Here is a 25,461-nt window from a genome sequence, read left to right as displayed (position 1 = left end):
CTTCTGCAAAACTAGTGAATGTGACTGATCGACGACTGCTCCTGGTGCACGCCCACCCCGACGACGAGACGCTGGGCACCGGCGTCACGATGGCGAAGTACGCCGACGAGGGGGCCAAGGTCACCCTGGTGACCTGCACCCTCGGCGAGGAGGGCGAGGTCCTGGTCGACTCGCTCGGCCACCTCGCGGCCGGCCACGAGGACCGGCTCGGCGAACACCGGATCGGCGAGCTGGATGCCGCGATGGAGGCGCTCGGGGTGACCGACTACGTGCGGCTCGGCGGCGACGGGCACTACCGGGATTCGGGGATGTTGTGGGACGAGAACGGCCATGCCACGGCGCGGACCGAGCTGCGCGACGGCATCTTCTGGTCCGCCGACCTGCTCGAGGCCGCGGACCTGCTGGTGCCGATCATCCGGGACCGGAAGCCCCAGGTGCTGATCTGCTACGACGAGTTCGGCGGGTACGGGCATCCGGACCACGTCCAGGCCCACCGGGTCGCCATGTATGCGTACCAGCTCGCGGGCGTGCCCAGCTACCGGCCGGACCTCGGCGAGCCGTGGCAGGTGGAGCGGGTGCTCTGGTCGGCGATGAGCGCGCGCCGGATGCGGGAGCGGATCGCCGCGCTCCGGGCTGCCGGCGACACCGAGACCTGGAAGGAGTTCGAGACCGCGGAGACGCCCAAGATGGTCAGCTCGGACGAGGCGATCGCGGTCGAGATCGACGGCCAGGACTACGTCGACCGCAAGCATGCCGCCATGAAGGCGCACGCGACCCAGATCAATCTTGACGACCCGTTCTTCACGCTCGGCGGTACGTTCGGCAGCGAGGTCTGGTCCCGGGAGCACTTCCGGCTCGCCGCGGGGAAACCGTTCCCGGGCACCGGCTGGGCCGACGACATCTTCGCGGGGCTCGACGTCTAGCTTCGGTTGCGGGCTGGTCTCGATTCGCGCCGAAGGCCGGAAATCGCCAGGAGGCAAAGGATCCGTCCCGTACTATGCTGACCGCCCGTACTGACTTCTCGGGGGCCAGCTCTGTGGCCAGTCCCGACCTCCCGAGGCGAGGTTTCGCTCTTGACCAGCACCATTCCGACCGGCCCTGACGACACGCTCGTCGCCACCAAGAAGCCGAAGAAGCGGATCCGACCGGCCGCCGTGATCGGCGGTCTGATCGGGGCGATCGTGGTGGCCGCCGGCATCCTGTACGCGATCGGCTATTTCATGGCCGGCGACAAGCTGCCGCGCAACGCGTCGATCGGCGGCGTCGCCATCGGTGGAATGACCCACGCCGAGGCGACCGAGAAGCTGCGGACCGAGTTCGCGCCGCTGGCCGAGCGCCCGATCACGGTGACCCTCGGCTCCTCCGGTGAGCCGGTGCAGGACGAGATCGACCCGGCCGCGGCGGGCCTGACCGTCGACTACGAACAGAGCGTCACCAATGCGGGCGTCGGGCGCAGCTTCGACCCGCGCCGGATCTGGCTGGTGCTGACCGGCGGCGCCGCGATCGACCCGGTGATCCTGGTCGACCAGGACAAGCTGAAGGCGACGGTCGCCGGGCTGGCCGAGGAGCACAACCGGGACCCGAAGGACGCCGAGCTGGCGTACGAAGACGCGAAGGTCGACCTCGAACCCGGCGCGTCCGGGATCGCGGTCCTCGACGGTTCCGCCGGGGCGCTGAGCCAGGCGTACACGGAGGCGAAGGGCAACCTCACCGGACCGGTCGCGCTGCAGGTCAGCGAGACCCCGCCGGCGATCACCACCGAGGAGGCCGAGCAGGTCGCCGAGGAGTACGCCGAGCCGGCCGTCTCCGGCCCGATCACGCTGAAGGCCGGCGCGGCGGGGGAGTTCACGATCACGCCGGAGATGCTCGCCGAGTCGATCACGTTCTCCACCGAGGGCGGCGAGCTGACCCCGGTGCTGGACGCCAAGAAGCTCGCCGAGGAAGCGGCCAAGGAGATCAAGAAGGTCGAGGCGAAGGAGCCGAAGGACGCCACGGTCAAGATCGTCGACGGCAAGCCAAAGGTGATCCCGGCCGTGAACGGCACCGAGGTCGGCGACGAGGAGCTCAAGAAGGCCGTCGAGTCGGTGATCACGGAGTCCGGCGACGATCGGACCGCGGACATCGAACTGACCGGAGCCAAGGCCGACTTCGACACCAAGGATGCGGAGAAGCTCGGGATCAAGGAGGTGACCGGTGAGTTCACCACCTACTACCCGCACGCGAACTATCGCAACGTCAACATCGGCCGCGCCGCGGAGAAGATCAACGGCACCATCCTGAAGCCCGGCGAGGTGTTCTCGCTGAACGAGATCGTCGGCGAGCGGACCCGGGAGAACGGGTTCACCGAAGGCAGCGTGATCTCCGGCGGCGTCTTCAAGGAGGAACTCGGCGGCGGTGTGTCGCAGAGCGCGACGACGACGTACAACGCCATGTTCTTCGCCGGCCTCGAGGACATCGAGCACAAGCCGCACGGCCTCTACATCAACCGCTACCCGGCCGGTCGGGAAGCCACGGTGTCCTGGGGTTCGATCGACCTCCGCTTCCGCAACAACACCGAGTACGGCGTGCTGGTGCAGGCGTACGTGAACAAGTCGAAGAGCTACGACGAGAAGGGCTCGATCACGGTCAAGATGTGGTCGACCAAGACCTGGGACAAGGTCACCTCCACCAAGCCCAAGAAGTCCAACTTCACCTGGGGCCGCGAGGTGGACAACGACTCGCCCAACTGCCAGCCCTCGTCGCCCGTGCAGGGGTTCGACGTGAACTACTCCCGGCTGTTCTACAAGGACGGCAAGGTCGCCAAGAAGGAAGACTTCTTCTGGCGCTACAACCCGACCAACAAGGTCACCTGCACCGCCCCCGGCCGCTGACGGGAGGGGTCAGCCGAAGCCGGTCCACAAGACCGACGCCGGCAGACCCCACAGCTTGTCGGTGTACCGGTAGGCGCTCGGCGCCATGCCGAGCACGAGTCCGCCGACGAAGCGCCCAGGCATCAGGCTGGCGAACTTGGCCAGATTGGTGAACTGGTCTCCCCGGTACGAGCTCGAACTCTTCACCTCGATCGCGAGTACGGCGCCGTCGGCCCGCTCGACCACAAGATCGACTTCGAGCCCGTTGCGGTCGCGGAAATGCCACAGTTTGACATCTGCCCTGCTCCAGGCCGATTGGGCGAGTAGTTCGCTGGCGATCAGACCTTCGAAGAGTCCGCCGAGTTGGGGCGCCGGTGGCACGTTTTCCAAAGCCGCGACGGTGATACCGGAGAGCCTTGCCGCTATGCCGCTGTCGGAAAACGATGACCTTCGGCCGGCCGATCTCTCGCGTTGTGGCATTCTGCGTAAACGGCCGGATGACGTCGACCAGATAGAGCTGTTGCAGCAGGTCGAGGTAGGAAGTGATCGTCGTTGCCGGCAGTGACGCGACCGATGCCAGCCGTGCCTTGACCAATTCGCCGGCCTGATTCGCAGCCAAGAGCCGCAGTACTGATTGGAGCCGTGCCGGCTCGACCCGGCTGAGCTCCGAAGCATCGCGCGTCAGAAGCTGATCCAGGTAATTGTCGAACCACAGATTGCGTACTCGCTCGGTTTGGGATTGGGTCTGTGGGTAGCTGCCGGTCACGATCCGCTGGAAGTAACTCGATCGAGCGTCTCCCACGCAGCGCGGTGGGGACGTGTCGCTGAAGGCTTCGAACAACTGAGCGATGGCGTCGATCGGTGTGCCCGCGGCTTCGGCTCCCGAGAATCCGAAGAGCCGAATCCCGATCGAGCGTCCCGCCAAGCTTTCACGGGTCGCTCGGTGTCTGAGGATGTCGGATGATCCGGTGAGGACAAACCTGCCCGGTCTCCGGTCGCGATCGATCGATGCCTTCACCGCAAGGAGGACGTCCGGCAGCCGTTGGACCTCGTCGATCGCGATCGGATGTCGATTGCCCTCGACGATGAAGGTTCTTAGGTCGGCGGACATGGCATCCCGGGTGTCCTGGTCGTCGAGCGTGTAGACCACGCCGCCCCCCACGAGTTGGCTGGTCAGCGTGCTCTTGCCGACCTGTCGAGCTCCGTTGATGACGATCGCTGGCATCGCACCCAACAGCTCCCTCAGGTGCTCGTTGCTTTGCTGATCGAATCTCGTAGATTTGCTGACCGAAAGTCGTAGGTTTGCTGGGCTCGATCGTGGTTTCGCTGGGGTGTCAGGGACGCAGGTAGCGGTAGCTGTGGTGCAGCCGGAAGCCCAGTCGCTGGTACGCCTCGTGGGCTGAGCTGTTCTCCTGGGCGACCTGCAGGTACGCGTTCCGGGCGCCCTTCGCGCCGGCCCAGTGGACCAGGCCGATCAGCACGGCGGTCGCCAGACCCTGCCGACGGCGGTCGGGATGGGTCCAGAGCCCGGAGATGCCGAGCCAGTCCCGGCTGACCTGGCCGCGGCCGACACAGACCAACCGGTCACCGTCCCTGATCCCGGCCAGGCCGCGCGGCGGGCGTCCCTGCAGCAGGGCGCGCAGCAAATCGGGGTCGGCATCGTTCGGGCGGTACTCCTGGTAGGCGGCCAGCCAGGACTCGGTGAGGGACTCCTCGATGATCACCCGCGGGTCCGCCGGCCGCTCACCGAGCGTGGACAGCCGGTGCACCAGGACGTCGGTCGCCAGATAGGTATCGGTCCAGCCGAGCTCCCGGAATCCCTTCTCCTGCTGGGAATCCGCGATCACCTGGACCATCGGCGGGATCCCGACGCGCTCGGCGAAGTCGATCACTCGCTGGGCCGCCTCCGGGAACGGGAGGCCGGGGTCGCCGACCGCAAGACAGGAGTTGGCCCGGCCGGTGAAGCCGCCGCCGGACCGCAGCCACCAGTCGCCCAGCGGTTCGGCGTGGGCGACCCAGCCGGCCACGGCGGCCTGCTCGAGATCCTCGGCCGGGATCCGCAGCGGGTCGGGACCGCGGGAGATCAGCGGCACCCGTTTGGCCAGGATCACGGCGACCCGCCGGACCTCGACGACTCGGTCGTCGCGGGTCCGTACCACCACCGTCTCCGGGTCGGCGGAGACCAGCACGCCGAGCACATCGGTGGCCGAGCCGTCCGGCAGCCGATGCCGGATCACCAGCCGGTCACCGGGCGTGGCTGGGGGTGTGATCAGTGCGACAGCGTCCACAGGGTGGGGGTCCTTCGCTCCTACGGTGCGAAGGCGAGATACTAGCTGACACCAGGCGACGCACCGGCCAGCCGTCCGCGCCGCCAGCAGCGATATCGAGGAGAAGTCCGTGACGTACGTCATTGCGCAGCCCTGTGTCGACCTGAAGGACCTCGCCTGCGTCGAGGAGTGCCCGGTCGACTGCATCTACGAGGGCAAGCGGATGCTCTACATCCACCCCGACGAGTGCGTGGACTGCGGCGCCTGCGAACCCGTCTGCCCGGTCGAGGCGATCTTCTACGAGGACGACACCCCGGAGGAGTGGAAGGACTACTACCAGGCCAACGTCGACTTCTTCGACGACCTGGGCTCTCCGGGTGGTGCGGCCAAGACCGGCCCGATCGACAAGGATCACCCGCTCATCGCGGCCCTCCCGCCGCAAGAACACGACGAGTGACGGACACCGCGCGGTCGGGCGTCGCCGCGCTGCCCGATTTCCCTTGGGACAGCCTGGACGGTGCCCGGAAGCTGGCCGCCGCGCACCCCGAAGGCCTGGTCGACCTCTCCGTCGGTACGCCGGTCGACCCGGTGCCGGCGATCGCGCAGCAGGCGCTGGCCGAGGCGGCGAACAGTCCCGGTTACCCGTTGACCTCCGGCACCGCCGAGCTGCGGGCGGCGATCGCGGACTACCTGGTTCGGCGCTGGGCGGCCGTCGGCCTGGCCGCCGAGGCGACGATGCCGGTGATCGGGACCAAGGAGTTCGTAGCCTGGCTGCCGACGCTGCTCGGGCTCGGCGCCGGCGACACGGTGGTGGTGCCGACGATGGCGTACCCGACCTATGCGGTGGGCGCCCTGATCGCCGGCTGCACCCCGGTGCCCTGTGATGATCTTGAAACGCTCGGCGATCTCCGGCCCGGGCTGGTCTGGCTGAACTCGCCGTCCAACCCGACCGGTCAGATCCTGGCCGGCGACGAACTGGCCCGGCGGGTCGCCTGGGCCCGCGAGCGCGGCGCCGTCGTGGCGTCGGACGAGTGCTACGGCGAGTTCGGCTGGGAGGCCGACCCGGTGTCGGTGCTGGCCCCGGACATCTGCGGCGGCTCCCATGATCAACTTCTGGCCGTGCACTCGCTGTCCAAGCGGTCCAACCTGGCCGGCTACCGGGCCGGTTTCATCGGCGGCGACCAGGACCTGGTGACCCGCCTGCTGGCCGTACGCAAGCACGCCGGCATGATCGTTCCGCGGCCTGTCCAGCAGGCGATGATCACGTTGCTCGCCGACGATGATCATGTACGGGAGCAGCGGGACCGCTATCTGGCCCGGCGCGCCACCCTGCGGCCGGCCCTGGAACGCGCCGGCTTCCGGATCGAACACTCCGAGGGCTCGATCTACCTCTGGGCCACACGCGACGAGCCGGGCCGAGCCACGATCGACTTCCTGGCCGAGCACGGCATCCTGGCCGCCCCCGGCGACTTCTACGGCGAGGCCGCCGAACGCTACGTCCGGATCGCCCTCACCGCCACCGACGCCCACATCGCCTCCGCAGCCACCCGCCTCTAACTCCGCCGACCAGTCACAAAAGCAGGTGTTTTGGCGGCGTGTCGCTGCTTTTGTGCCCAGTCGACGGAGCGGTGGGAATGCGGGATCGGCATCGGGGGCTGGAGCGAAGGGGAGGCGGGTGCCAGACCGGGCCCTCGCCGAGGCGCCGGACCAGAGCGCGGGCCGGAGCTGTGCGGGGCCGGAGGTGCGCGGGATTGAGGTGCACGGGGGTCGAGCTGCACGGGCCGTCGGGTACGGGGCCGAGTTGCAACGGCGTACGGAGGCGTGGGGCACGGGCCGAGGTGTGAGCCGGGCCGGAGCGTGTGGGCCGAGGGTGCGCGAGGCCTGAGCTGCGCTGGGCGGAAGCTGCACAGGCCCGGGCTGCACAGCGCCGGGTTGCGCTGGGCCGGGTTGCGCTGGGCCGGGTTGCGCGGTGCCGGGTTGCGCGGTGCCGGGTTGCGCGGTGCCGGGCTACGCGGTGCCGAGCTGCGCATGGTCGGAGGCGCACGGGGCCGAGTTGCACGAGGCCGGAGGTGCCGCGGTCGAGGCGCGGGCCGAGGTGTGCGCGTGGCCGGAGGTGCACGGGGCTGGAGATCGCGGGGCCGGTGGTGCACGGGTTTGTGAGGTGCGCGGGGTTGAGGTTCGCGGGGCCGGAAGCGCACGTCGGCTGGGGTGCGCGAGGCCGGAGGCGGGCCTGCGATGTGCTTCGGACAACGTGGAACAGGGTTCACCGGACGGCGCGCCAACGTCCACGCTATCGAGCGGCGCCGGCAAGCGAGCGGATCGAAACCAGGATGTGCGACGCGGGCACCCCGCGCCGAGTTGTCTGCGGGCCTGCGGCCGGTCAGCCTGCCGCACCCCATCGAGCGGACGATAAGGGCAACGATCCGCGTCCAAAAGCTGCCCTTTGCGTCCGTTCGATGTGGCTCGATGTGATCATGAATCCGATCCGCACCACACTCGTCCGATCCGTGCGCTGAATCCCGCGTCCGCGTCCCGGTCGCCGAGTCTCGATCCCGCTCTCGTTCGCCGAATCACAGCTTCCGTGTCCCGTTCCGCGTCGGTCTCGGTGCCGGCTGTGTCCCGCTCCGCGGCAGCCCCGCCGTCCCCGCTCGCTTCGGCCCCCGTGGTCTCCCGTGTTGGCCCCGCGGTCCGGCTCCCGCGTTGGCCCGTTGTCATCGCTCCCGGTTTCGCCGAATCACGGCTTCCCATGTCCCGATCCCTGTCCCGCTCCGCGGCGACCCCGCCGTCTCGATTCCCGGATTGGTCCCCGCGGTCTCGGTTCTCGTGTCGGTCCCGCGGTCTCGGTTCCGGTGTCGGTCCCGCGGTCTCGGTTCCGGTGTCGGTCCCGCGGTCTCGGTTCCGGTGTCGGTCCCGCGGTTCCGGTTCCCCGTCGGTCCCGCGGTCCAGGTTCCCGCGTCGGTCCCGCGGTAAATGTTCCCGCGTCGGCTCCGCGGTCCCGGCTCCCGCGTCGTTCCCGCCGTCCCGGCTCTCACGTCGGCCCGCCAGGCTGTCCCCGGTTCGTCTGACCTGCCCCGCGCCACGCCTTCCGTCACCGCACACCTGCCATCGCCACCCTCTCCGCCCACTGGGCACAACGGCAGCGACACGCCGTCAATACGGGTGCGGTTCTGCCCGGTCGGCGAGGATGGGGCGGGTGGGGTATGGGGCGAAGATCATCGCGGACTCGGTGTCGGCGGCGGGGCATCGGCTGGTCACGATGGAGGTGACGTTTCCGCGGCTGGTGCTGGCGGAGTTCAACACGCACCGGATGTTCTCCCGGAACAGCGCGTCCAGCCGGGCGATCCCGGTCAAGACCCAGCTGACCCGGGTCCGGGACAACCCGTTCGTGCCCGACGTCTGGGGCCGCAATCAGGCTGGGATGCAGGCGGAGCGGGAGGTCGGCGAGGCGACTGCGGCCGCGGCGCGGGAGGCCTGGCTGGCGGCCCGAGACCGGGCGGTGGAGCAGGCCGAACGCCTGCTGGCGTTGAAGATCCACAAGCAGCTGGCCAACCGGCTGCTGGAGCCGTTCCTCTGGCACACGGTGATCGTCACAGCGACGGACTGGAGCAACTTCTTCGCGCTCCGGGCCAATCCCGAGGCTCAGCCGGAGATCGGCCGGGTCGCCGCCCTGATGCAGCAGGCGTACGGTTCCGGAACGCCGGCCGTGGTCGGCGAGGGCGACTGGCACCTGCCGCTGCTGCAGCCGGAGGAGTACGACGGCAGCTTCGAGCACACCGAGCAGGCCCGGCAGGTGTCCGCCGCCCGCTGCGCCCGGGTCAGCTATCTGACCCACGACGGCCGGCGGGACCTGGACGCGGATCTCAAGCTCTACCGGCGGCTTGTCGAGAGCGGGCACCTGTCGCCGCTGGAGCACGTCGCCACGCCCGACCCGGGTGGGGCCAGGATCGGCAACTTCCTCGGCTGGCGGCAGCTGCGCAAGACGATTCCCGGCGAGGACGACTTCGCGTCGTGGTCCGATACGGCTTTGGGAGACTGAACGGATGCCGAGTTCCGTACAACTGATCCGCGCCGCCAACCTCTCCGACATCGCCGAGTACGCCTACGCCGCCACCGCCCCCGCCGAGGCACGGCTGATCTTCCTGGCCGGGTCCTGCCCGCTCGCCGAGGACGGGACGACGGTCGCGGTCGGCGACTACGCCGGCCAGGCAGCAGCGTGCGTCGCGACCATGTCCGCGGCGCTGGCCGCCGCCGGGGCGACGATCGAGGACGTGATCAGCACCCGGGTCCTGGTCGCGTCGTCCGATCAGGCCGACCTCGTCGCCGCCTGGCAGGTGGTCCGGGACGCGTTCGGTGATCATGATGTGCCGAGCACGCTGCTCGGGGTGACGGTGCTGGGCTACGACCACCAGCTCGTCGAACTCGAGGCGGTCGCTGCCGTCGTCGACTGACCGACACTAGGCATGATCATCCCGGCCCGACCCGGCCGGTTCGGACAGACCGAGGTGCCAGCGGGTCAGCTCGGTCCTGGTGCTGAGGCCGGTCTTGGCCAGGATGCGCCGGACGTGGCTCTCCACGGTGCGCTCGGACAGGACGAGGCGGGCCGCGATCTCCCGATTGGTCAGCGCCCGGGCCACGAGTACGAGCACCTCGCGCTCCCGGCTGCTCAGCGGGTCGGCCGCCCGCTCGCCGGGCAGCAGGGCGGCGAGCAGCGCCTCCGCGGTCCGCAGTGGACCGGGCAGGTCCAGCCGGCGGGCCAACTCGGCGGCAGTCCGGGCGTGCTCGGCGGCGCGGCGGTAGGCGCCGCTCGCGGTCAGGGCGCGCGCCAGGCCGAGGTGCCCGTGGGCCAGGAAGGGCCGGGCGCCGATCCGTTCGTCGATGCGCAGCCCGGTTTCGTACTGCTCGATCGCCCGCGTCGGTTCGCCGAGAGCCAGCGACAGCCCGCCGAGGATCCGGGCGATCGCGCCGCTGTAGTAGATGGTGCCGGAGCCCATGATCACCGTGCTGCCGAAGGTCTCCTCGATCAGTTGCCGCAGTGACCGGCAGGTGTCGGAGTCGCCGAGCGCGATGGCCAGTTCGGGCAGGAAGGACAACACCGCCGTGGCCATCACCCGGTTCGGGTCGTCCACGCCGGGCAGTGCGGCCCGGTAGAGCGCCGCCGCTTCCTCCCGCCGGCCGACCAGCAGCAACGCCTGGGCCAGCGCTGCCTGGCCCACCAACGGGAACCGGCTCAGATCCCGCAGCAGCTCGGTCCAGCCCGGACTGAGGTCGGCCGGGTCGCCCCGGACCACCGCGATGAAGATCGACTGCCCGAAATGGGTGAAGGACACCGACTGATCGCCCCAGTCGGCCGCGATCTCCGCGGCCTCGGCGGCACGTCGTCGACTCCGTACGAAATCGCCGACCAGCGCCGCCTGCGTGGCCTGCCGTCGCAGCAGGTGCCAGCGGACCAGCGGCAGCCCGGTCCGGTCGGCCAGCAGCTCGATGGCGCCGAGCTCGCGCTGTGCCGCCGCCAGGTCGGCCAGGTGCATCGCTGCGTCCGAGCACCAGACCCGGGCCCACAGCTGGGCCAGCGGCCGGCCGGTACGCTCCGCCAGGTCCAGGGTTCGGCGGCCGATCGCGATCGCCTCGGCGTCGCGGCCGGGCCGCCACTCCAGCGTGACCCGGGCGCGGAGCGCGTCCAGTTCGGCGTCGGCGTCGCCGGCTGCCACCGCGTGGTCGTACGCGATCCGTGCCGCCGGGCGGGCTTCGTCGATCAGGTCGAGCTCCAGCAGTACGCAGGCCAGCTGCGCCTCCACCCGGGCCCACAGCCGCGGCGGCCCGTCCGCGCCCAACCGGTCCAGCGCCCGCCGGCACAGGCCGAGCAGCTGCCGGTTGATCGTCGGGTGCGCCAGCCCCTGCACGATCAGCGCGGCCCGGCAGAGCACCTCGCCCCGACCGGTCCGGTCACCCTCGTCGGCCGCCCTCAGACAGGTCGCGATGCTGTCCTCCAGCCGGCCGCTCAGGTACTGCACCCGGGCCAGGTCCAGCAGGAGTTCGGCCCGGTCGACGGCGGCGTCGGAGCCGGCGTCGAGGGCCAGCTGCAGATACCGGGCCGCCTCCGAGTAGCTGCCGGCCACGCGGGCCGAGTCGGCGGCCCGGATCGCCCAGACCGCGGCCTGGGCCGGTTCGCCCGCTCGCTGCCAGTGCCGGGCGACCGCGCCGGCCCGGTCGTCGCCGCCGACGGCCTGCGGTTCCAGCAGCAACGCGGCCGCCCGGTGCAGTTCGGCCCGCCGCGCGGCCGGGATCGAGGCGTAGACGGCATCCCGGAGCAGCCCGTGCGCGAACCGGACCCGGGTCCCGTTCGCCGGGAACTGCACCAGCCCCGCCGGCGCGGCGGGACGCAGCCGGTCCAGCACCGGACCGGTGCCGCCGACCAGGTCGGCCAGCAGACCGGGCTCGGCCTCCGTGCCCAGCACGCTGAGGCCCTCGACCAGCGCCGCGGCGTCCGGCCCGGCGGTACGGAGCGCGACGGCGACCAGGTGCCTCAGCTCGGGCTGCTCGCCGACCGTGTCGTCCCAGGCCCGCCGGCCGCGCAACTGGCTGCCGGCGACCCGGGCCAGCGTGCGCAACAGCAGCGGGCTGCCGCCGGACAGCCGGGTCGCGTGCCGTACCGCGGCGGCGTCGGCCTGCGCGACCGAGGCGGCCAGCATCGCGGCCGACTCGGCGGGGGACAACGGCGCCAGCCCGATCAGTTCGCTGGCCCGCTGCGCGGGCGAGTCGGCGAAGCCGTCGCCGATCGACTCCCGGTGGGTGCCGACCAGCAGCAGCGGCAGCCGGCGGATCTCGGCGGCGAGCCGGTCCAGCAGCCGCAGCGTCGGCTGGTCGGCCCAGTGCAGGTCGTCCAGCACGATCAGCAACCCGGGCCGGGCCGCGGCGCAGTCGGCCAGGGCATCCAGCACAGCGGTGTCGGCCGCGAAGGTCGCGGCCGCGGCATCCTCGACGGACGCCTGGCCGCGTTCGCCGGCGCCGGCTGCCAGCGCGGCCACGGCGTCGGCCGGGCCCGGCCAGCCGCGCAACGCCCGGGCCCAGGGCCACAGCGCGGGCATCCCGGCATCGGCGAGGGCCGTACCCCAGCCGACCGGCCCGGGAGCCTCGGCCACCAGCTCCTCGACCAGCCGAGTCTTGCCGATGCCGGCCGGCCCGGTGACCAGGACCAGCTGCCCGGTGCCGGCCCGGGCCTCGGCCAGCCGACGGCGCAACAGAGCCAGCTCCAGCTGCCGCCCGAAGAGCGGGTCGGCCGTCCCCGGATCGGGCCCCATGGGCGCAGTATGCAGTACCGGATTGCGTGCCACCACTGATGTTGCGGTACCGGTAGCGGGGCGACCGTAGCGGCATGAAGCAGACCAGACACCTGAGCCGGGCGGTACGGCAGCTGTTCGCCCCCTCGCGCCGTCCGGGCCTGATCGGGGCCGAGGTCGAACTGATCCCGGTCAGCGATCCCAGCCGGCCCGGTCCGGTCGATCCGGCCGCCCTGACCGCCGGGTTCGATCCGGCCTTCGTGGCCGCGGCCAGGCCCAGTTTCGAGCCTGGCGGGCAGCTGGAACTGAGCCCCGCGCCGCGGCCCGGGCCGGCCGAGTTGGTCGCGGATTTGGGCCGGCTGATCGAGCGGGCGGAGGCGATCGCGCGGTCCCGCGGTGTTCGGCTGGTGGCGACCGGCGTGAACCCGTACCACGGCTGGGCGGAGGTGCCGCTGCGGACGCCGACGCCGCGCTACACGGCGATGCAGGCGATCTTCGACCGGACCGGACCGGCCGGGCGCCGGATGATGCGGCTGACCGCGTCCCTACAACTGGCGGTGGATCTGCTGCCCGGGCCCGCGGGGCGCGAGCAGTGGCTGGTCGCGAACCTGGCCGGGCCCGCGCTGACGGTGGCGTTCGACAACTCCGGCGGCGAACGGACCCGGATCTGGCGCGCCCTCGACCCGGTCCGGACCGGCTACGACGGGCGGCATCTCGACCCGGCCGATCCGGTCGCCGCCTATCTGGCGTTCGCCGCGGCGGCGCCGCGGCTGCCGATCCCGGAGACCACCGACCCGGCCTATCACCTGACCACCCTGTTCCCGCCGGTACGGCCTCGCGGCGGCTACCTCGAACTGCGCTACCTGGACGCCCAGCCGGCCCACCGGATCGAGGCCGCGGTCCGGACCGTCGCGACGCTGCTGACCGACCCCGGTGCCCGCCGGGACGCGCTCGACCTGCTGCTGCCCCGGGCCGGCGAACAGGACCGGGCCTGGGCCGAGGCCGCGGCCGGGCACGCCCCGCAGGCGGCTGAACTGCTGGCCATCGCCGGCAGCGCGATCGGCGCCGGCGGTGCGCGATGAGGATCGCGTTCGTCGCCGACCCGCTGGAGCGGCTGGACGCGGCGACCGACACCAGCGTCGGGCTGATGCACGCCGCCCAGGAACTCGGCGCGGAGGTGTGGGTGACCGAGGCGGGCAGGCTGGAGGCGGTCGACGGCCGCGCCCGCGCCGGGGCCCGGCGGATCGAGCTGGCGCCGGCCCGGCCGGACCGCGGCTGCCGCTGGCGGGTGCCGGACCCGTGGTTCGCCGTACTGGACACCCGGCCGGTCTGGCTGGACGAGACGGCCGCGGTCTTCCTGCGTACCGAGCCGCCGGTCGACGAGGTCTTCACCGCCGCGACGTTGATCATGGACCTGATCGACCCGGCCAGTACGGTGCTGGTGAACGCCCCGCAGTCCTTGCGGGAGTGCAGCGAGCACCTGTTCCCGCTCCGCTTTCCTGATCTTGTCCCGCCGACCACGGTGACCGCCGCCGAACGGACCGTCCGCGACTTCCTGGCCGAGCACGGCACGGCGGTGATCAAACCCGTGGACGGGTTCTCCGGCCGCGGCGTACTCCGGCTGGACCGGCACGACCCGAATCTCGCCTCGTTGATCGAGATCAGCACCGCGCTCGGCTCCCGGCCGGTGCTGGTGCAGCGGTATCTGCGGCAGGTCGCGGCCGGCAACAAGCGGGTCTTCGTGGTCGACGGGACACCGGTGGCCGCGGTCTATCGCTTCCCGGCCGGCGGCGACTTCCGGATCGGCCAGCCCAGCGCCAAGGCACCGATCACCGCGCGGGACCGGGAGATCTGCGCCCGGCTGGACCCGGACCTGCGCCGAATGGGCGTCCGGCTGGCCGGGCTGGACGTCATCGGCCCGTACCTGATCGAGATCAACGTGACCAGTGTCGGCGGACTGCGCAAGGCCGACGCGCTGCTCGGCTGGACGCTCTGCGCCGACCTGCTCGACCACCTCCTGGACCCCTGTCTGGAAAGGACATCAGCATGATCACCAACCTCGACTCCCTCGGCCTCGGCCTGATCACGGCGATCGTCTGCACCGCCGTCCTGGCCGCGATGATCTTCCTGCTCGGCTTCAACGTGTCCCGGCTGCGCGGCGTGACGGCTCGGCAGGGTGGCTCGCAACTGCCCACCGATCCGGCCGATCCGCTGTTCATCGCGGTGCGGGCGCACGGCAATGCGAGCGAGTACGTCCCGACGCTGATGCTGCTGTTCCTGCTGGTCGGCGCCCTCGCCCCGGTCTGGGTGGCGCTGCCGTTGATCATCGGCGCGACCGTGGCCCGGCTGCTCCACGCGTACGGGATGGTGACGGCGAGCACCCTTGCCGCGGAGGATCCTCAGCGGATGATCGGGGCGGTGGGCACCTATCTGTTCGGCATCGGCCTGGCCGTCGCCGCGGCGATCACCGCGTTCTGAGCGTCGGGCGGCCGCCGTCGAGCGTCGGTCGGATCACCGAACCGTGATGATCACCTGACGCGCCTCGGCCGGCTCCTCCGCGGCGGACCAGCCGGCCCGTTCGTCGGCGACGCTCTGCCAGTGTTGATCACCGACGGTGACCGCCGCGACGCCGTAGGTCTTCAGGTTGGCGACGGCGAACTGCCCGTACGCCCACGCGGCGGTGTCGGACTTGGCGGTGATCGTCACCGTGTCGCCCTCGCGGCCGATCTTGATCTTCCCGAACGTCTTCTGCAGGGCCGAAGCCAGCCCCTTCGCGTCGCCCGCGTCGGGGCTGCGGTCGAGGCAGGCGATGGCGGCGGGGGAGTGCCCGGTCAGGGCGCTGGCCAGCGCCCGGCCGTCCGACTCATGATCACGATAGGCGTCCGGGTAGGCACTGATCTGCACCGCCTGGGCCACCTCGGTGATGTCCCGCTGCTGCCAGTTCTTGATCTTGACCAAGGCGTCGTAGAAGGCCCCGGTCGAGTAGTACGGGTCCATGATCTGCTTCGGCGTGCCCCAGTCCTGGGACGGCCGCTGCTGGAACAGCCCGAGCGAATCGCGGTCGCCGTAGTCGATGTTGCGGATCTCGGATTCCTGGTAGGCCGTGGTCAGGGCGATCGAGGCGGCCCGGGCCGGCAGTGACCGTTTCAGGGTGAGCCCGGCGATCAGCGCCGCATACCGGGACTGTTCCAGGTCGATCACCACCGAGGTCTCCTCGGTGGTGATCATGCAGCTGTCCGCGATCGACGGCCGGACGCCTTCGGTGAGACCGGAGCAGGCCGGTGCGGCGACGACCAGGGCGAACGCCGCGACCAGCCCGGCGGTACGTTTCCCGATCATGATCAATGCGCGTGCAGGGCGGCGTTCAGCTCGACCGCCTTGCCCTGCCGGTTGCGCACCTCCACCTTGCCGGTGACCGAGTTGCGGAGGAACAGCAGCCCGTTCTGGCCGGCCAGCTCGATCGCCTTGATCACCCGTCCGTCCGGCAGGGTGATCTTGGTCCCCTCGGTGACGTACAGGCCGGCTTCGACCACGCAGTCGTCACCGAGCGGGATGCCGAGGCCGGAGTTGGCGCCGAGCAGGCAGCGCTCGCCGACCGAGATCACCTGCTTGCCACCGCCGGACAGGGTGCCCATGATCGATGCGCCGCCGCCGACGTCGGAGTCCCTGCCGATGATCACGCCGGCCGAAATCCGGCCTTCCACCATGGCCTTGCCCAGGGTGCCGGCGTTGTAGTTGACGAAGCCCTCGTGCATCACCACGGTGCCCTCGGCCAGGTGGGCGCCGAGCCGGACCCGGTCCGCGTCGGCGATCCGCACCCCGGCCGGCACCACGTAGTCGATCATCCGCGGGAACTTGTCCACGCCGAACACCGTCAGGTGGCCGCGCTCGGTCCGCAGCCGAGTCCGGACCTCCTCGAAGCCGTCCACCGCGCACGGCCCGGCCGAGGTCCAGACCACGTTGGCCAGGGCGCCGAAGATCCCGTCCAGGTTGACCTGCCAGGGCCGGACCAGCCGGTGGCTCAGCAGGTGCAGCCGCAGGTACGCGTCCGCGGCGTCGGCCGGGCCGGCCGTGAGGTCGATCTCGGTCCCGACCACTTCGGTCCGCACCCGCCGCACCGGATCGGTGGCGGCGGCACCGGCCAGCTCGGCGGGCGGCTCGGCGGGCAGCCGGTCCAGGGTCGGCGCCGGATAGTAGGTGTCCAGCACCTGGCCGCTGTCGTGGATCGTCGCCACGCCCCAACCGGACGCGTACGAAGTCGGGCTGTCGGTCATGGGGGCAACTGTAGTGGCCCGGCCTTGAACAACTTATCGATGATCGATATTATCGAAGAACGATAAGCGATCCCGAGGGGGACGGTATGGAGAAGCAACGCTGGGGCTGGGACCGATCGGACGACGCGGCGCTCCGGGCGGTGATCATCATCGGAGTGCTCGCGGTCGCCCTGGGCGGCGTGGTCGCACCACTGGCGGGCTGGCTGACCGGCGGTCCGCTGATCTGGTCCGGCCTGATCGGCCAGGAGGCCCCGGCACCGGTCCGGGACGGCTCCGGCGCCACCGCCGTCTTCGACGGGTCGGTCCGCTGGGAGCTCGCCGGAGCCGGCGCCGGGTTCCGGCTGATCGCCCTGCTGCCCGGCCTGATCGATCTGCTCGCGGTCGTCACGGTGGCCCTGCTGCTCTGGCGGCTGCTTGATCAACTTCGCCGCGACGAACCGTTCTCCACGCTCGCGGTCCGGGCCACCCGGGGGATCGCGATCGCGGCGGCCGGCTGGCTGGTCGGCAAGCCGCTGAGCCAGGCCGCCGCCGATCTCATGATCACCGGACCGCTGCGCCCGGACGGTTTCGAGTACGTCTTCCGGGTGCAGCCGCTCTGGCTCGCGGCGCTGGTCGGGGTCGGCGTGCTGGCCGCGGTCAGCGAGATCCTGCGCCGCGGCGCGAAGCTCCGGGCCGACGTGGCGGGCCTGGTCTGATGCCGGTCGAGGAGGAGCACCGGGTGGCCTGCCATCTGGACCGGCTGCTGGCCGAACGGCGGCTCACCCTGACCCAGTTGAGCGAGCAGGTCGGCGTCTCGCTGGTCAACCTGAGCGTGCTGAAGAACCAGCGGGCCCGGGCGATCCGCTTCTCCACCCTGACCGCAATCTGCGACGTTCTGCAGTGTCAGCCCGGCGATCTGTTCGAAGTGGTCCCGGTCGGCCAGTGACGAGGCGGACCGGGTTAGGGTCAAACCGTGCTGAACCTCGAGGGAGACCTGCCCGGCCTGCTCCGTTCCTTGATCGACATCGAATCGGTGAGCGGCAACGAGCAGCGGATCACCGACGAGGTGGAGACCGCCCTGAGTGCGTACCCGCACCTGAAGGTGATCCGGGACGGCAACGTCCTGATCGCCCGGACCGAGCTGGGCCGGCGGGAACGGGTGGTGATCGGCGGTCACCTGGACACGGTCCCGATCGCGGACAACGTGCCGGCCACGATCACCGGCGAGGGCGACGACCTGATCGTGCACGGCCGCGGCGCCTGCGACATGAAGGGCGGCGTCGCGGTCCAACTGTCCGCCGCCGCCGCGCTCACCGAGCCGAATCGCGACCTGACCTGGATCTTCTACGACAACGAGGAGGTCGAGGCCGACCGCAACGGGCTGTTCCGGATCACCCGGGAGCGGCCCGAATTGCTGGCCGCCGACTTCGCGGTGCTCGGCGAGCCCACCAACGCCGGGATCGAGGGCGGCTGCCAGGGCACCATGCGGGTGGCGGTGACGTTCACCGGAATCGCCGCGCACTCGGCCCGTTCCTGGCGCGGCCACAACGCCATCCACGACGCGAACGGGCTGCTGCGCCGGCTGGCCGATCACCAGGCCCGCGAGATCGAGGTGGACGGGCTGGTCTATCGCGAGGGCCTGAACGCGGTTCGGATCGACGGCGGCATCGCCGGCAACGTGATCCCGGACCGCTGCCGGGTGCTGATCAACTACCGCTTCGCGCCGGACAAGGACGTCGCCGGTGCCGAGGCGTACGTCCGCGAGGTGCTCGCCCCGTACGACCTCGAGGTGGTCGACGCCGCGCCGGGCGCCCGGCCGGGACTGGACCGCCCCATCGCGGCCGACTTCGCCGCGGCCGTCGGCGGCACGCCCGGCCCGAAGTTCGGCTGGACCGACGTGGCCCGATTCGCCACGCTCGGCGTACCGGCGGTCAACTACGGCCCCGGCGACCCGAACAAGGCGCACACGGACGACGAGTTCTGCCCGGCCGCGGACCTGGAACGGTGCCGTGCCGGCTTCCTCGCCTGGCTGGGTTGACCGCTGAGTTGACGGGCTGGGTTGACCGGCTGGATCCGGCTGACCTACTAGGGTCGGCGGCGTGACCGAGATCGTCCGACGCCATGCCGAGAACCATGATCAACGCCTGCTGGACAGCCGGGGTCCCACCGACTGGGTGCACACCGATCCGTGGCGGGTGATGCGGATCCAGGCGGAGTTCATCGACGGGTTCGACGCGCTTGCCGACCTGGGCCCGGCGGTGGCGATCTTCGGGTCGTCCCGGGCCGCAGCGGACCATCCGATGGCCGTCGCCGCGGAACGGCTGGGCGGCGACCTGGCCCGGGCCGGGCTGACCGTGATCACCGGCGGCGGGCCCGGCATCATGGCGGCCGCCAACAAGGGCGCCCTGGAGGCCGGCGGGACCTCGGTCGGGCTCGGCATCGAGGTGCCGCACGAGCAGGGCCTCAATCCGTACGTGAACCTCGGGATCAACTTCCGCTACTTCTTCGTCCGCAAGGTCTGCTTCGTCAAGTCGAGCCAGGGCTTCATCGTCTTCCCCGGCGGGCTGGGCACGTTCGACGAGCTGTTCGAGGCGCTCACCCTGGTCCAGACGAAGAAGGTGACCCGGTTCCCGATCGTGCTGTTCGGCAGCAGTTATTGGCAGGGCCTGCTGGACTGGGCGGAGCACACCGTCCTGGCCGAGGGCTTCATCAGCGAAGCGGACCTGTCCCTGGTGACGGTCACCGACGACGTCGACGAGGCGGTCGCCACCCTACGAGCGGCGCTCTGACCGCGGAATCCGGCGCAGCCGGCGTCAACAGCCCACTGGCGTGCCTTCGGATCGAGTGGCGAGAAATCGACGCGGTTCGGCGGGATGAAGGTCGATTTCTCGCCACTCGAATGTGTTGCACACCCGTCGCGGGAACGCCTTGGCGAATGTCTGGGTGCGAGGTCGGACCGCGCGCGTCCTCGATTCCAGGTCGCGCTCGCGAAAGGCTCCCGAGCGCCGCGATCGCACGCCCCGATCCCAACCGGCCCGGCAACTGTCACGATCACTCTCTCAGGTCGGGTCGGGAACCACATCGTCGCCTGACGTGAGCTTCGCCCTTCCCGCCCAACTGGGAGACGAACATTTCCGGACACCGGATGGATGGGGGTCTGTCAAGACCCGGTTTGCCGGCGATGAAAGGGCGACCAGGTCGGTCACGGTCACCGACGACGTCGACGCGGCGGTGGCCACCCTTCGAGCGGCGCTCTGACCGCTCAGCCCGGCGCCGTGAAAGGATCGAGCCCATGGAGTGGTTCATCGCGGCCCTGGTCGTCGTCGCGCTCGGCGTGGTCGCCGTTGCGGGATCGGGCAAGCTTGGTGGCATGAGCCGGGAGCCCGACCGCGACGTGTACCGCCAGAACCCCTGGCCGGACGACCAGCCGGTGACCGCGGCCGACGTCTCGGACGTCAAGTTCGGCATCACCCTGCGCGGGTACGCGATGGACCAGGTCGACGACGTGCTGGACCGGCTGGCCGGCGAGCTGGCCGAGCGGGACGCCACGATCGCCGACCTCAAGGCGAAGCTCGCCGCCAACGAACTGCGCTGACCGTGCTGTTGGTCACCGCCTCGGTGCGTGCGGACGCGACGGCGGCGGCCGCTTGGCGGGCGGTGATCGACTGGCCCGGCCAGGCCCGCTGGATCCCGCTCACGATGGTCCGGGTCCGGACCGGCCACGCCACCGGCCTCGGCGTCCGGGTCGAGGCGTTCTCCGGCCTCCGGGTCGGGCCGCTCCGATTCGGACTGCTGGACCGGTTCGTGGTCGCCGGCTGGCGCGAACCCGACGCGGACGGCGGGCCGGGTGAGGTCGAGGTGCTGCATCTCGGTCCCGGCTTCACCGGGGTCGGCACGATCCAGGTGCTGTCAGTGCCCGGTGGCAGCATCATCGCCGTGACCGAATCGTTCCTGCCGCCCGGCGGCGCCGTCGTCGCCCCGCTCGTCCGCCCACTGCTGCCGTTGCTCCGGGCCGGGCTGTCGTTCAGCCTGCGTCGGCTGGCCCGGCTCCTCTCCCGGGAGCTGGCGTGACCGCGCTGCCCGGTCCGGACGGCCGGCTGCGCTGCTCCTGGGCGCTGTCGGCCCCCGAGTACGTCGCGTACCACGACGAGGAATGGGGTCGCCCGGTCCGTACCGCCGCCGGACTCTACGAGCGGCTCACCCTGGAGGCGTTCCAGTCCGGTCTGGCCTGGATCACGATCCTGCGCAAGCGGGACAACTTCCGGGCCGCGTTCGCCGGGTTCGACCCGGAGCGGGTCGCCGAGTTCGGGCCGGCCGACGTGGAGCGGCTGATGGGCGACGTCGGCATCGTCCGCAATCTGGCCAAGATCGAGGCCGCGATCGCCAACGCCGCCGTGGTGAACCGGATGGGCGAGTCGTTCGCCGAGCTGATCTGGTCCTACGCCCAGCCGGACCGGCCGCGCCCCGTCGACGACTCCGCCGTGCCGCCGCAGACGCCGGAATCGGTTGCCCTCTCCAAGGCTCTGAAGCGGGAGGGAATCCGCTTCTTCGGCCCGACCACTGCCTACGCCATGATGCAGGCGGTCGGCTTGGTGAACGACCATCTGGCAGCCTGCGAGACCGGCTGAACCGGGCCCTCGACGGTGACCCGACCTGCGGTCGCGAGCCAGATGCGGAATAATTGCAGCAATAGCTGCCGAACCGATGAAGATCGTCGACAACAAGGGATTGAGGGTGAGCGATGGCTGCCATGAAGCCGCGGACCGGTGATGGACCGATGGAAGTCACCAAAGAAGGACGCGGAATCGTCATGCGGGTGCCGCTCGAAGGAGGTGGCCGGCTCGTCGTCGAGCTCAACGCCGAAGAAGCCACCAAACTGGCCAGCGAGCTGAAAGCCGTCGTCGGCTGACTGAGTGTCGTCGGCCCCGCAGTCCGGCTCGGACTGCGGGGCCGATCCGGTACTGCCCTCGACACCACGAAGAAGGACCGTCTTGACCACCCTCCATGCCAACTGCGTCGCCGTGGAAGCCATCCTGATCGCCGAGAACCTGCCCGGCCGGGTCCGGATGCTGCCCGACGCCGCGACCACCGCACAGCTTGCCGCCGACCAACTCGGCTGCCCGGTCGGCGCGATCGCGAACTCGCTGATCTTCGCGGTCGAGCCGCACGACGGCGGTGACCGGGAGCCGATCCTGGTTATGGCGAGCGGCGCCTACCGGGTCGACGTGGAGAAGGTGTCGGCGACCGTCGGCGGCCGGCTCCGGCGCGCGGACGCCGACTTCGTCCGGGCGCACACGGGACAGCCGATCGGCGGTGTCGCGCCGGTCGGGCACCCGGCCCGGATCCGTACCGTCGTGGATCGGAACCTGGCCCAGTACGAGACGTTGTGGACCGGCGGCGGCATCCCGCACGCCGTGGTGCCCTGGACCTACCCGGACCTGCTCCGGCTCACCGGCGGCACCGAGATCGACGTCAGCTGATCATGCGTGCCGGGCGATCGCGGCCCGGTACACGTCGACGGTCTCGGCAGCGATCTTGGACCAGGAGAACTCGTCGATGCAGCGTTGCCGGCCGGCCTTGCCGAACCGCTCGGCGAGGTCCGGGTCGCGCAGCAGCGAGTTGATCTTGGTCGCGAAGTCGGCCTCGAACGCCGCGACGTAGTCCGGGTCGCCGGCCCGGTCGGGGGAGTAGGGCACCAGCAGCCCGGTCTCGCCGTCGACGACCACCTCCGGGATCCCGCCGACGGCGCTGGCGACGACGGCCGTCTCGCAGGCCATCGCCTCCAGGTTGACGATGCCGAGCGGCTCGTACACCGAAGGGCAGGCGAAGATCGTCGCCCGGGACAGCACCTGCCGGACCTGCTCGCGGGGCAGCATCCGCTCGATCCAGACGACATGATCACGGGACTCCTGCAGCCGGCCGAACGCATCACCGATCTCGCGGGCGATCTCCGGCGTGTCCGGTGCCCCGGCGAGCAGCACCAGCTGGGCTTCCTGATCAAGGTGTACGGCAGCGCGGACCAGATGGATCAGGCCCTTCTGCCGGGTGATCCGGCCGACGAAGACCACGGTCGGCCGGTCCGGGTCGATGCCCAGCTCGGCCAGGTGATCGGTGCCGGGATCGGGGGCGAACTCGTCGGTGTCGATGCCGTTGCGGACCACATGCACCTTGGCCGGATCAAGATCACGATAGGAGGCCAGGGTGTCGGCCCGCATGCCGTCGCTGACGGCGATCACCGCGTCGGCCGCCTCGAACGCGGTCCGCTCGGCCCAGGAGGAGAGCCGGTAGCCGCCGCCGAGCTGTTCGGCCTTCCAGGGCCGGTGCGGTTCCAGCGAGTGTGCGGTGACCACGTGCGGGATGTCGTGGTAGAGCCCGGCCAGATGGCCGGCGAGGTTGGCGTACCAGGTGTGCGAATGGACCAGGTCGAGATCGCCGATCGCGGCCGCCATGGCGAGGTCGGCGCCGAACACCCGGTACGCCGCATTCGCCCCGGCCGGGTAGTCCTCGGCGTGCGCGGTCGCCCCGTCCCGCGGTTCGCCCATGCAGTGCACGTCGACGTCGATCAGCCGGCGCAACTGCGGTACCAGTTGCCCGACATGCACGCCGGCGCCGCCGTAGATCATCGGCGGGTACTCCCGCGTCAACACCCCGACCGCCAAACGATCACTCATGGGATCGATGGTGTCATACCGGAACGCTTCCGCGGAGGGGCTTGTCGGAAGCCCGTTGATCAGCTTAGGTTGCGGGCATGGCGACGCGTCCGAAGGTGCTGTCGATCGTGTTGGCGGGGGGCGAGGGCAAGCGCCTGATGCCGTTGACGATGGACCGTGCCAAACCTGCGGTGCCGTTCGGCGGGACGTACCGCTTGATCGACTTCGTGCTGTCGAACCTCGCCAACGCCAACCTGCGGCAGATCGCCGTCCTCACCCAGTACAAGTCTCATTCGCTGGACCGGCACATCTCGCTGACCTGGCGGATGTCGACGATGCTCGGCAATTATGTGACGCCGGTGCCGGCGCAGCAGCGGCTCGGCCCGCGCTGGTACCAGGGCAGTGCCGACGCGATCTTCCAGTCGATGAACCTGATCATCGACGAGGCACCTGATCATGTCGTGGTGTTCGGCGCGGACAACATCTACCGGATGGACGTCGAGCAGATGCTGGACGCTCACATCGAGGGCGGCAGCGGCTGCACGATCGCCGGGATCCGGGTGCCGCGCAAGCAGGCCAGCTCGTTCGGCGTGATCGACGCCGACGCCGACGGCAAGATCAAGAGCTTCCTGGAGAAGCCGGCCGTGCCGCCCGGGCTGCCGGACGATCCGGGCTCCAGCTTCGCGTCGATGGGCAACTACATCTTCACCGCCGAGGCCCTGGTCGACATGTTGACCACCGACGCCGAGAACACCGACTCCCGGCACGACATGGGCGGCGACATCATCCCGGCGTTCGTGGCCGGCGGCGACGCCCGGGTGTACGACTTCACCGCCAACACCGTGCCGGGCGCGACCAGCCGGGACGCCAGCTACTGGCGCGACGTCGGCACCATCGACGCCTACCACGAGGCGCACATGGATCTGGTCTCGGTCGACCCGGTCTTCAATCTGTACAACCTGGACTGGCCGATCTGGACGTACCAGGTGCAGATGCCGGGCGCGAAGTTCGTCCTGGAGGGGACCGCCGAGGACTCGATCGTCAGCCCGGGCTGCATCATCTCCGGCGGCTCGGTGGACAGTTCGGTGCTGTCGCCGAACGTCCGGGTGGAGGAGCGCGCCGCCGTCGACCGCTCGGTGCTGCTGAACGGGGTCCAGGTCGCCCCGGACGCCGTGGTCCGGAACGCGATCTTGGACAAGAACGTGATCGTGGCACCCGGTGCCGAGGTCGGAGTTGATCTTGATGCCGACCGGGCCCGCGGCTACACCGTGTCCGACGGCGGCATCACCGTGGTCGGCAAGGGCATCACCATCAAACGCTGATCAACCGTGCCCTGAGCCTATCGAAGGGTGCCCTGGACGAAGGGCTCAGCCGACCGGGGTCACGGCGATCAGCAGCCCGTCGCCGCAGGGCAGCAGCGAGGAGATCAGGTCGTCGTCGTCGCGGATCCGGTCCAGTGTCTCCCGGACGGCGAGGGTCTCGTCGTCGTCCTGGGACCGGTCGGCGACCCGGTCGTGCCAGAGCGCGTTGTCGACGGCGAGCACGCCGCCCGGCCGGAGCAGCCGCAGCGCCTGCTCGATGTAGTCGGGATACTCGAGTTTGTCGCCGTCGACGAAGACGAGGTCGTACGCGCCGTCGCTGAGCCGCGGCAGCACGCTGAGGGCGGCACCCGCGATCAAGCGGATCCGGCGGCTCTCGATGCCGACCTCGGTGAAGGCCTGACGGGCGATCCGCTGGTGCTCCGGCTCGATGTCGACGCTGGTCAGGATCCCGTCCGGGACCATGCCGGCGTAGAGGGCCAGCCCGGACACGCCGGACCCGGTGCCGATCTCCACCACGTGCGAGGCGCGGACCAGCCGGGCCAGCAGGGTCAGGGCCCCGGCCGTACCGGGGCTGACCGGCTTGACGCCCAGGTCCTCGGCCTCCTGCCGGGCCTTCGTCGCGGCATCGGATTCAGCGGCGAAGTCCTCGGCGAACATCCACGAGGCCGCCGACGGAGCGGTCCTTTCCTGTTCCGACAGGGCATCCATGCCGCTCACCCTATCCGCGTGCGCCGGTCCCCAGCCGCCGAACCGCCTCAAACCGCGGCCGCGGTGATTTTTCGTGGCGTTGTCGGCGCGGATCGGCGGAGAAACGCTCGCGTTCGTACGGGCAGCGAAGCCGAT

At 70.6% G+C, this 25,461-nt stretch carries 26 protein-coding genes and 1 pseudogene; 19 read left to right on the top strand and 8 right to left on the bottom strand.

Going from position 1 to position 25,461, the window contains the following annotated elements; genetic code table 11:
- Positions 1 to 20: 20 nt before the first annotated feature.
- Positions 21 to 923, top strand: a complete 903-nt coding sequence (mshB, locus tag BKA15_RS07930) for an N-acetyl-1-D-myo-inositol-2-amino-2-deoxy-alpha-D-glucopyranoside deacetylase (RefSeq protein WP_312878867.1) — start codon at positions 21 to 23, stop codon at positions 921 to 923.
- A 150-nt stretch (positions 924 to 1,073) separates the two neighbouring features.
- Positions 1,074 to 2,870, top strand: a complete 1,797-nt coding sequence (locus tag BKA15_RS07925) for a VanW family protein (RefSeq protein ID WP_179749613.1) — start codon at positions 1,074 to 1,076, stop codon at positions 2,868 to 2,870.
- 9 nt (positions 2,871 to 2,879) lie between these two features.
- Here the strand turns inward: BKA15_RS07925 and BKA15_RS07920 are convergent, their stop codons facing one another.
- The 3 genes and pseudogenes from BKA15_RS07920 to BKA15_RS36765 form a co-directional block, all read right to left on the bottom strand.
- The gene (locus tag BKA15_RS07920; RefSeq protein ID WP_179749611.1) at positions 2,880 to 3,329 is read right to left on the bottom strand and encodes a DUF4143 domain-containing protein; all 450 of its coding nucleotides are present in this window, start codon (positions 3,327 to 3,329) and stop codon (positions 2,880 to 2,882) included.
- A 22-nt stretch (positions 3,330 to 3,351) separates the two neighbouring features.
- Positions 3,352 to 4,074 (bottom strand): annotated as a pseudogene (locus BKA15_RS37210) (ATP-binding protein); the annotation flags it as partial.
- A 109-nt stretch (positions 4,075 to 4,183) separates the two neighbouring features.
- Entirely contained in the window at positions 4,184 to 5,137 is a 954-nt protein-coding gene (locus tag BKA15_RS36765) for a GNAT family N-acetyltransferase (protein ID WP_179749609.1), read from the bottom strand.
- 109 nt (positions 5,138 to 5,246) lie between these two features.
- On the opposite strand from BKA15_RS36765, the gene fdxA reads away from it, so the two are divergent.
- From fdxA to BKA15_RS07895, 4 genes are all read left to right on the top strand, one after another.
- Positions 5,247 to 5,573 (top strand): ferredoxin, encoded by a 327-nt coding sequence (gene fdxA, locus BKA15_RS34780; RefSeq protein WP_312878866.1) that lies wholly within the window; start codon positions 5,247 to 5,249, stop codon positions 5,571 to 5,573.
- Positions 5,570 to 6,673, top strand: a complete 1,104-nt coding sequence (gene dapC / locus BKA15_RS07905; RefSeq protein WP_312878864.1) for a succinyldiaminopimelate transaminase — start codon at positions 5,570 to 5,572, stop codon at positions 6,671 to 6,673. The genes fdxA and dapC overlap by 4 nt, the downstream gene beginning before the upstream one ends.
- Before the next feature lie 1,636 nt (positions 6,674 to 8,309).
- On the top strand, positions 8,310 to 9,152 hold the full coding sequence (locus tag BKA15_RS07900) for an FAD-dependent thymidylate synthase (protein ID WP_179749605.1): 843 nt from the start codon (positions 8,310 to 8,312) through the stop codon (positions 9,150 to 9,152).
- A 4-nt stretch (positions 9,153 to 9,156) separates the two neighbouring features.
- Complete coding sequence (locus BKA15_RS07895; RefSeq protein WP_179749603.1) at positions 9,157 to 9,564, top strand: RidA family protein; 408 nt, start codon at positions 9,157 to 9,159, stop codon at positions 9,562 to 9,564.
- Between the two features lie 6 nt (positions 9,565 to 9,570).
- Here the strand turns inward: BKA15_RS07895 and BKA15_RS07890 are convergent, their stop codons facing one another.
- Positions 9,571 to 12,414, bottom strand: a complete 2,844-nt coding sequence (locus BKA15_RS07890) for an ATP-binding protein (RefSeq protein ID WP_179749601.1) — start codon at positions 12,412 to 12,414, stop codon at positions 9,571 to 9,573.
- A 74-nt stretch (positions 12,415 to 12,488) separates the two neighbouring features.
- Here BKA15_RS07890 and BKA15_RS07885 point away from each other — a divergent pair, with 74 nt between their 5' ends.
- Genes BKA15_RS07885 through BKA15_RS07875 form a run of 3 tightly spaced genes read left to right on the top strand, consistent with a single transcriptional unit; the run spans position 12,489 to position 14,871 of the window.
- Positions 12,489 to 13,475 (top strand): glutamate-cysteine ligase family protein, encoded by a 987-nt coding sequence (locus BKA15_RS07885; RefSeq protein WP_179749599.1) that lies wholly within the window; start codon positions 12,489 to 12,491, stop codon positions 13,473 to 13,475.
- The gene (gshB, locus tag BKA15_RS07880) at positions 13,472 to 14,443 is read left to right on the top strand and encodes a glutathione synthase (RefSeq protein ID WP_179749597.1); all 972 of its coding nucleotides are present in this window, start codon (positions 13,472 to 13,474) and stop codon (positions 14,441 to 14,443) included. Before BKA15_RS07885 ends, gshB begins: the two co-directional genes overlap by 4 nt.
- Positions 14,440 to 14,871 carry an MAPEG family protein gene (locus BKA15_RS07875; RefSeq protein WP_218871123.1) on the top strand — a complete coding sequence of 144 codons (432 nt, stop codon included), beginning with the start codon at positions 14,440 to 14,442 and terminating at the stop codon, positions 14,869 to 14,871. Before gshB ends, BKA15_RS07875 begins: the two co-directional genes overlap by 4 nt.
- Before the next feature lie 33 nt (positions 14,872 to 14,904).
- On the opposite strand, the gene BKA15_RS07870 is transcribed toward BKA15_RS07875, so the two are convergent.
- Together BKA15_RS07870 and dapD are read right to left on the bottom strand one after the other, a co-directional pair.
- Entirely contained in the window at positions 14,905 to 15,732 is an 828-nt protein-coding gene (locus BKA15_RS07870; RefSeq protein WP_179749595.1) for a hypothetical protein, read from the bottom strand.
- Positions 15,733 to 15,734: 2 nt separating this feature from the next.
- Positions 15,735 to 16,667 (bottom strand): 2,3,4,5-tetrahydropyridine-2,6-dicarboxylate N-succinyltransferase, encoded by a 933-nt coding sequence (gene dapD, locus BKA15_RS07865; protein ID WP_179749593.1) that lies wholly within the window; start codon positions 16,665 to 16,667, stop codon positions 15,735 to 15,737.
- Between the two features lie 86 nt (positions 16,668 to 16,753).
- Here dapD and BKA15_RS07860 point away from each other — a divergent pair, with 86 nt between their 5' ends.
- From BKA15_RS07860 to BKA15_RS07820, 9 genes are all read left to right on the top strand, one after another.
- Complete coding sequence (locus tag BKA15_RS07860; protein WP_179749591.1) at positions 16,754 to 17,362, top strand: DUF2975 domain-containing protein; 609 nt, start codon at positions 16,754 to 16,756, stop codon at positions 17,360 to 17,362.
- On the top strand, positions 17,362 to 17,592 hold the full coding sequence (locus BKA15_RS07855) for a helix-turn-helix domain-containing protein (RefSeq protein ID WP_179749589.1): 231 nt from the start codon (positions 17,362 to 17,364) through the stop codon (positions 17,590 to 17,592). Before BKA15_RS07860 ends, BKA15_RS07855 begins: the two co-directional genes overlap by 1 nt.
- Positions 17,593 to 17,619: 27 nt before the next feature.
- A complete protein-coding gene (gene dapE / locus BKA15_RS07850; RefSeq protein WP_179749587.1) occupies positions 17,620 to 18,684 on the top strand; it encodes a succinyl-diaminopimelate desuccinylase in 1,065 nt (354 codons plus the stop codon).
- Positions 18,685 to 18,745: 61 nt separating this feature from the next.
- A complete protein-coding gene (locus BKA15_RS07845) occupies positions 18,746 to 19,435 on the top strand; it encodes an LOG family protein (protein ID WP_312878862.1) in 690 nt (229 codons plus the stop codon).
- 503 nt (positions 19,436 to 19,938) lie between these two features.
- On the top strand, positions 19,939 to 20,241 hold the full coding sequence (locus BKA15_RS07840; RefSeq protein ID WP_179749585.1) for a DivIVA domain-containing protein: 303 nt from the start codon (positions 19,939 to 19,941) through the stop codon (positions 20,239 to 20,241).
- A 2-nt stretch (positions 20,242 to 20,243) separates the two neighbouring features.
- On the top strand, positions 20,244 to 20,717 hold the full coding sequence (locus BKA15_RS07835; RefSeq protein ID WP_179749583.1) for an SRPBCC family protein: 474 nt from the start codon (positions 20,244 to 20,246) through the stop codon (positions 20,715 to 20,717).
- The gene (locus tag BKA15_RS07830; RefSeq protein WP_312878861.1) at positions 20,714 to 21,274 is read left to right on the top strand and encodes a DNA-3-methyladenine glycosylase I; all 561 of its coding nucleotides are present in this window, start codon (positions 20,714 to 20,716) and stop codon (positions 21,272 to 21,274) included. Before BKA15_RS07835 ends, BKA15_RS07830 begins: the two co-directional genes overlap by 4 nt.
- Positions 21,275 to 21,387: 113 nt before the next feature.
- Positions 21,388 to 21,555 (top strand): DUF3117 domain-containing protein, encoded by a 168-nt coding sequence (locus BKA15_RS07825; protein WP_179749581.1) that lies wholly within the window; start codon positions 21,388 to 21,390, stop codon positions 21,553 to 21,555.
- A gap of 82 nt (positions 21,556 to 21,637) precedes the next feature.
- Positions 21,638 to 22,126, top strand: a complete 489-nt coding sequence (locus BKA15_RS07820) for a YbaK/EbsC family protein (protein WP_246322290.1) — start codon at positions 21,638 to 21,640, stop codon at positions 22,124 to 22,126.
- Here the strand turns inward: BKA15_RS07820 and glgA are convergent, their stop codons facing one another.
- Positions 22,127 to 23,305, bottom strand: coding sequence for a glycogen synthase (gene glgA, locus BKA15_RS07815; protein WP_179758319.1), 1,179 nt, complete (start codon positions 23,303 to 23,305; stop codon positions 22,127 to 22,129).
- A gap of 89 nt (positions 23,306 to 23,394) precedes the next feature.
- On the opposite strand from glgA, the gene glgC reads away from it, so the two are divergent.
- A complete protein-coding gene (gene glgC, locus BKA15_RS07810; protein WP_179749579.1) occupies positions 23,395 to 24,618 on the top strand; it encodes a glucose-1-phosphate adenylyltransferase in 1,224 nt (407 codons plus the stop codon).
- Positions 24,619 to 24,663: 45 nt separating this feature from the next.
- Here glgC and BKA15_RS07805 read toward each other — a convergent pair whose 3' ends face one another.
- The gene (locus BKA15_RS07805) at positions 24,664 to 25,326 is read right to left on the bottom strand and encodes an O-methyltransferase (protein WP_179749577.1); all 663 of its coding nucleotides are present in this window, start codon (positions 25,324 to 25,326) and stop codon (positions 24,664 to 24,666) included.
- Positions 25,327 to 25,461: the final 135 nt, after the last annotated feature.

This window comes from Microlunatus parietis, assembly GCF_013407955.1.
GTDB classification, from domain to species: Bacteria; Actinomycetota; Actinomycetes; order Propionibacteriales; family Propionibacteriaceae; genus Microlunatus; species Microlunatus parietis.
This window is presented reverse-complemented; position numbering and strand designations above follow the sequence as displayed.